The sequence below is a fragment of the Williamsia sp. DF01-3 genome (genome assembly GCF_023051145.1).
Classification (GTDB): Bacteria; Actinomycetota; Actinomycetes; order Mycobacteriales; family Mycobacteriaceae; genus Williamsia.
This window is the reverse complement of record NZ_JALKFS010000004.1, coordinates 1-5,180: the sequence shown is the minus strand read 5'-3', so window position 1 is coordinate 5,180 and position 5,180 is coordinate 1. Positions and strand designations below refer to the sequence as shown.

The 5,180-nt window shown below is 64.3% G+C and carries 6 protein-coding genes; 1 reads left to right on the top strand and 5 read right to left on the bottom strand.

Annotation, left to right across the window (positions count from 1 at the left end):
- Positions 1 to 8 precede the first annotated feature (8 nt).
- On the bottom strand, positions 9 to 395 hold the full coding sequence (locus tag MVA47_RS01755; protein WP_247206410.1) for a hypothetical protein: 387 nt from the start codon (positions 393 to 395) through the stop codon (positions 9 to 11).
- Positions 392 to 1,009 (bottom strand): LPD29 domain-containing protein, encoded by a 618-nt coding sequence (locus tag MVA47_RS01750; RefSeq protein ID WP_247206409.1) that lies wholly within the window; start codon positions 1,007 to 1,009, stop codon positions 392 to 394. The genes MVA47_RS01755 and MVA47_RS01750 overlap by 4 nt, the downstream gene beginning before the upstream one ends.
- 449 nt (positions 1,010 to 1,458) lie before the next feature.
- Between MVA47_RS01750 and MVA47_RS01745 the strand changes: the two genes are divergently transcribed.
- On the top strand, positions 1,459 to 2,220 hold the full coding sequence (locus MVA47_RS01745; protein ID WP_030174728.1) for a hypothetical protein: 762 nt from the start codon (positions 1,459 to 1,461) through the stop codon (positions 2,218 to 2,220).
- A 224-nt stretch (positions 2,221 to 2,444) separates the two neighbouring features.
- Here the strand turns inward: MVA47_RS01745 and MVA47_RS01740 are convergent, their stop codons facing one another.
- The 3 genes from MVA47_RS01740 to MVA47_RS01730 form a co-directional block, all read right to left on the bottom strand.
- A complete protein-coding gene (locus MVA47_RS01740) occupies positions 2,445 to 3,386 on the bottom strand; it encodes an ArdC-like ssDNA-binding domain-containing protein (RefSeq protein ID WP_030174725.1) in 942 nt (313 codons plus the stop codon).
- Positions 3,387 to 3,736: 350 nt separating this feature from the next.
- Entirely contained in the window at positions 3,737 to 3,967 is a 231-nt protein-coding gene (locus MVA47_RS01735) for a hypothetical protein (RefSeq protein ID WP_247206408.1), read from the bottom strand.
- A 55-nt stretch (positions 3,968 to 4,022) separates the two neighbouring features.
- A complete protein-coding gene (locus MVA47_RS01730) occupies positions 4,023 to 4,880 on the bottom strand; it encodes a hypothetical protein (protein ID WP_247206407.1) in 858 nt (285 codons plus the stop codon).
- Between the last annotated feature and the right edge of the window lie 300 nt (positions 4,881 to 5,180).

The following is a 5,180-nucleotide window of genomic DNA, read 5'->3' as shown; positions in this document are numbered from 1 at the left end:
GCCCAGCATCAGCAGGCGGGGTCGTCCCATCGGCCGGGGCGTAGCCCGGTCTCGCGGTCGCTGGGGTCACTCCACCGTTCGGCGCTTTCGGCGAGGCAGTCCCACCGTTCGCGTTCGGTTAACCCTGGTGCCCAGCTGGCCCAGCGGCGGCCGGGGAGCATCGGATTGAGGGCGCAGGGGTCGCGGCGGGCGGCGGCTTTGACGCACACCGATTCCACGGTGAGCTGCTGGTCGTAATCAACTCCGCCAATCTCGCGGACAGCCTCGGCGATGGCGTCGACCACCTCGGGGCGGGTCGCGGCAATGTTGGCTGCTGCCCACAGGATCCCGGTGAACGTGCGGGCCAGCTCGTCGGGAATGACAGCGGGAACGTAGGTGCTGGTCGTCGAGGTCATGGCGGGGTTCCTTTCGGTGGGGTGGGGTAGGTCAGCGGGTGTGCAGTGCCGGTGTGGGCGGTAGTGAAGTCGGTGATGGATAGGGCGCTAGTGATCGCGATGCCCAGGTCGTACGGGTTAGCGGGGCAGCGGTTCACCCAGGTACGACAGCCAGCGACCGGCTCGAGGGTGAGCATCGATGCTGAGCGGTGCAGGGTGTTGTAGGTCAGGGCCTCGGGGTCGATACCTTCAACGGCGAATGCTGCTGATAACCAGGTGTTTTCGTTCATGAGCTGGCGCACTGTGGTGCGGACTGCATCGTCGGTGAATGTGCGTTCGCCGTTGATCCCGTCGCACGAGTAGGAACGCACCTCGGGCAGCTCGGCCGGGTTAGTGCACACCAGGTGGTCGTCGAGCTGGTCGTAGCTGTCGGTCATCCCGTTGAATTGGGCGCCTTGAAACCCGAACCACTCGCCTTGGGCTTGGGTGTTGGTTGGGCCGTCGACCCAGGCGACCCGGAGCCATGCGCTGCCGGTGCCCCGTTCGCAACGGACCGAGAACTTCACGGTGGGCCAGGTGGCGCGCAGGTGCTTACGCAGCGCGGCGGCAGTTTCTTTCGTGGTGAACTTCGGCATGGTGACCCTCCCGGTCTTGGTGCGGCAGACGTGGTGTCCGCCAACTTTTTGCCCTTCTGGCAATGGAGATAAAGACCGGCATAGGAGGACAGAACACAAGACCGCGGGCGGAAAGTTTTCACGCGGAGCGCCAGCGGAGTGCGGGTGTGAAAAGTTTCCGAGCCCGAAGGGCCGCAGCCGGGGCCTTGTGTGGCGGACGACGCCGGTCATGATCGGAAGGCCAGAAGGGAAAACGAATCAGATCCCGGCCGAAGGCCGGTCCACTGCAGCGCCGTAGGCGGTTCCACATGGTTGCTCGCGTAGCGAGCGATGAACGCCGGCCACCTGGTCTGGCGGCTGACCTCAAAGACTGTTGGTCCCAGACGCATGTGGCTGTCTGGTGATTGTGCGGGAGCGGCGCGGGTTCGGGAGGGCTTGGTGTCGCGGCAGCACTGGGTGATACTTCTGGCATGGGACTTGGGTGGGCGGACTGGATTAGGTTTGTTTTGACACCCCTTGTTCTTGGTTTGATTGCGGCTATTGTTGCCACTAGGAACGCGAAGAAGACCCCCCACGAGCGTTTAAAGAATCTTGTTGATATTCACGACAAGATGCCCGACGGCTTGGATTCGAGCAACGTTGTCGAGGCTGCAATAGCTCGAGAGTTAGTGGATTTCGATCGCCGGGTGGCCGCGGATCAGAAAGGATTCTGGGCAGGGACAAAGGAGCGTGTCGCGCAGGTCAGTAGTGCCGGGGCCGTTCTATTGGTTACGACGGCTGTAGCTGTAGCAATCGTGGCCTTCGCGATTTTAATTGAGGTTTCCTGGCTCCCAGTAGCTGGAGCTATTCTGGGTAGTTTGTTTGGCGTCGGCGTATCTACAGGCATCTACTTCGCATCACGCGTTGAGCGAGAGTCGCTAACTTTGGATCGTGCCGCCGCGCATATAATTGCGACTTTCCCTCGGGTAGGTATTCAATTTCTGGCGTCCCGAGACGTTTTTTATCCGGAAGACGTGAAGAGCGGAATCCGCGATGCGGCAGAGCGGCTGGAAGCGATGGGCGTATTCACAAGCGACGGATCGGCAGGCTTTCGTGTTACACCGTTCGGAAAGAAAGCGATCGAGCTGAGCTTGAGTGAGGTAGACCGTCAATTTTTTGCAAACATGGCGGATGTGAAGGCTGAGATGGAAGCCCGCGAGAATGAGTCCGGGCCCGAACCGTCCGGGCAGTGATCTTTGTTGGTGCAGTGCGGCGTAGCCGCTCGGTTGATGTAGTCGAGGTTAGGAACGTTCACGGCTCGCCGGTCGACGCGCCGTGCATGAGGTTGCCTTCGGTGGTTGGTGCGGAGCGTTAGCGCAGTCACCGGCCATCGAAGGGTGAGGCAGCGCGGCGTAGCCGCTCCATTTGTGGCGGTGGTGCCGGCGGGTGGGCTTCCCGCCGGCACCACCGGGCCCGGTCAGGCGGCGGTGGTCTTGTCGGTTGGTTGTGGGTTGAGTTCTTCGGCGAGGGTGTGGACGGTGTCGAGGACTCGTTTTCCGGTGGCGGTGACCAGTTCGGTGTCTGCTTCGGCCCATTCGGCTATGTAGCCGATGCTGTAGGTGCTGGTGTCGAGTCCGAGGAGTCCGGCTAGGACGTAGGCGACTGATTCGGCTTCGACTTCGCGGATGCCTCGGTGCAGCTGGTGGCGGTCGGTGCCGGTGAGGTCGGCGTGGAGCAGGGCGTGGGCTGCTTCGTGGATCATCGTTTTGGCTGTTTGGGCGGGTTCTAGGGCGGTTTCGATGACGATCTGGCGGCTGCCGTCGCAGGTGGTGTAGCCGTTGGTGTGGCCGTCGAGCTCGCGGTGGGTGATGGTCCAGCCTCGGGCGGTCATCACGTTGTGGATTTGGGTGTAGATGCCGCCGGGGTCGGTGCCGGTGAGGCGTTGGGATGGGTGCTGTTCGATGTCTGCCCAGAGTTTCGCTTTGGGGTTGGCTTTGAGCATGCGCGGGGTGAGTTCGGTGTTGGGGTCGGTTTGCGACTCGTCGAACACGGACAGGATGGGGAATCGGGGTGCTCGGCGTTCGGTTTCTTCGCCGGTGTCGGGGTCGGTGTCGGTGATCTTTTTGGAGCTGTAGCCGAAGATGCGGATGGCTTTTTGTCCGGCGCGCACGTGGCGGCCGCGTTCGAGCCACTGGTTGTATCCGGCGACTGCGGTGGCCTCGGGGCATTGGGTGAGGATCAGGACAACGTTTTTGAAGCTGTAGGCGTGGAACGCTGCGGACTGTTCGAGAAATCGGGTCCATTGGTCGCTGTTGGTCAGGGCTTCGACCTTGTCGGCGATGGATGCGTGGAGCTGCTCGGCGAGTTCTTTGCGGGCTTGTGCTTTGTCTGCTGCGCTCACGCTGGCACGTCGGGTCATGGTGGCTCCCTCCACTCGGGCAGACCTGGTGTCCGCCAACTTTTTTGCCCTTCTGGCAATGGAGAGGTGGACCGGGCTGAGGACAGAACGGAGTGGCAGGTGATCGGACAGTTTTTCAGCGAGCGCAGCGAGTGCGGGTTGAAAAAGTGTTCGAGCCGCAGGCCGGGCGCAGCGCAGTCACCTGTTCGAAGTGGCGGACGAACCGGTCACACTCGGAAGGCCAGAAGGACAAAAACGTGACCGTGCCGAAGGCCGGTCACGTCACGCGGATCTCGGCCGCAGGCCGATCACCGTGCGCCGCCAGGCGCTCCGTTGAGGTGACCGCGCAGCGGGCATGGTGATGCTTGCGTCTAGGAACGCGGTAGCGACGGGTACGAAGTCGCCGGGCTCGACGTCGAAGCCCTCCCCGTGCGTGACGCAGTGGTGCAGCACGGCGGGCGGGCCAGAGCGGTGCCCAGGTCGGGGTGTGTTTCGGTCCACTCGTTCGCGACGTAGTCGGTCCACCACAGAACGAACGTGTCTCCGTCTGCGGAGACGGTGGCGTGCAGGTCGGGGAGGGTGAGCGTGGCAACGGCGTTCATGGGGGGGTCTCCTGGATCGGGGGTCTGTGGCGCAGCACATTTCGGGACGAGTGGGTTAGGTGACGGTGCGGCAATGGCGGCATTCCCATTGGCCGCTGATGCGGGTGCAGGTGCTTCGCTGCTCGCAGAGCCAGCACCGTTGGTTGGCTCGGGTGATGGTCTCGCCGGTCTGATCGGCGGCCGCTGCGGCGGCGGCCACGGTGAGCTGGGCGCGGTGGGCGGCGCGGACCTGGTGGTCGCGGTCGTGTTGCTCGGCCTCGGTCAGCGGCGGCCGGGTGCCGGCGCGCAGGTAGCCGGTGAACGCCCGCGTGCAGTCAGGACAGACGTCGCCTTGCTCGGCGATCGGGTTGGCGCAGCCGGGGAGCACGCACCGTGCGAACAGCTCTAGCTCGATGAAGCTGGGCATGGCGGGGCCTTTCAGTCGATGATGAGCGGCAGGCGGGCCACCGGGTCGGGGGGTGGCCCGCCCACCTAGATCAGTGATGGTGTGGTCTTCGCCGTCTGTGGTGTCGCGGCGTAGGTGCGCGGCCAGGAACGTCTCGGCAGCCTCCGGGTTTCCGGCGGCCCGCAACGCGGCGACGGTCGCTTCTGCTTCGAGGCAGGTGAGGGCACCGCCGATGTCGTCGGCCACGTCGAGGCCGCCGAAGATCTCGGCCCACACCGTCAGGGCGTCGGGTGCCTCGGCCGGGGTTCCGGCGTCGACGGCGCTCTGCCAAAACTCCACCGCCTCAGCGCTTTGAACGCTGTAGGACGGCAACCCGGTCCCGGCCCACGCGGCCTGGAGTTCGTGGTCGACCGATGTCACGAGGTCACCGCGCCATTCTCTGGCCGAACCGAGCGCGGCCAGCACCGCCGCGACGGCGAGCTGGGCGCGACGTGGGTTGATGCGATCGGCAATCTCGGCAATGTCCATGACTGGGGTCTCCCTCGGGTCGGTGCGGCAGACCTGGTGTCCACCCACTGTTTTGCCCTTCTGGCAAGGGAGAGGTGGACCGGCTCAGGAGGACAGAACACAAGACCGCGGGCGGAAAGTTTTCAGCGAGCGCAGCGAGTACGGGATGAAAAGTTTCCGAGCCCGCAGGGCCGCAGCCGCGGTCTTGTGTGGCGGACGACGCCGGTCACACTCGGACGGCCAGAAGGGCAAAACGAAAACCCGGCCGCCAGGCCGGGCACTGTAGCCGCAGGCGCTCCCGATCAGGTGACCGCGCAGCGG